Raw genomic sequence first — 683 nt, forward strand, 5'->3', positions numbered from 1 at the left:
TCTGAGGTGGTGCCGGTTTTCTGGACAGGGTGTTAAGCTACTTCCGACCTGATGGATTGGTACGGGAATGAAGACGACGAGGAAGCGCTACAGCGCCGATTTCAAAGCCAAGGTGGCTCTGGAGGCGATCCGGGGTGACCTGACGCTCGCGGAGCTGGCAGCCAAGCATGGCGTGCACCACACGATGATCGCGTCCTGGAAGCGGCAAGCCATTGATGGAATGGCAGGCACCTTCTCCGGGGCTGGCGATGCGATCAAGGCCGCCAGCGAGAGCGAGGTGGAGAAGCTGCACGCCAAGATCGGGCAACTGGTTGTGGAGCGGGATTTTTTAGCGAAAGCCTTCGGTCGATGAGCGTGGACCGGAGGCGGTCAATGGTCGAACCTGCTCACCACCGGCTGTCGATCTCGGCGCAGTGTCGCCTGCTACGGATCAGCCGCTCGTCCTTTTACTATGAGCCGGTTCCGGAAACGAACGAGACGCTGGCGTTGATGACGGTGATCGACGAGACCTTCATGGAGTGCCCGTGGTACGGCAGCCGCCAGATGGCCCGGCATCTGCGCCGTGCAGGCCATGAGGTTGGTCGCCGGCGGGCACGGCGGCTGATGGCGAAGATGGGCCTCACGCCGATTTATCAGCGGCCCCGCACGAGCGATCCCCATCCGCAGCACCGGGTCTATCCGTA

1 pseudogene is annotated in these 683 nt (G+C 62.4%); it reads left to right on the forward strand.

Going from position 1 to position 683, the window contains the following annotated elements:
* Nucleotides 1-67: 67 nt before the first annotated feature.
* A pseudogene (locus tag SX1_RS24090) lies at nt 68-683 on the forward strand (IS3 family transposase); the annotation flags it as partial.

The sequence above is a fragment of the Sphingobium xenophagum NBRC 107872 genome (assembly GCF_000367345.1).
GTDB lineage: Bacteria > Pseudomonadota > Alphaproteobacteria > Sphingomonadales > Sphingomonadaceae > Sphingobium > Sphingobium xenophagum.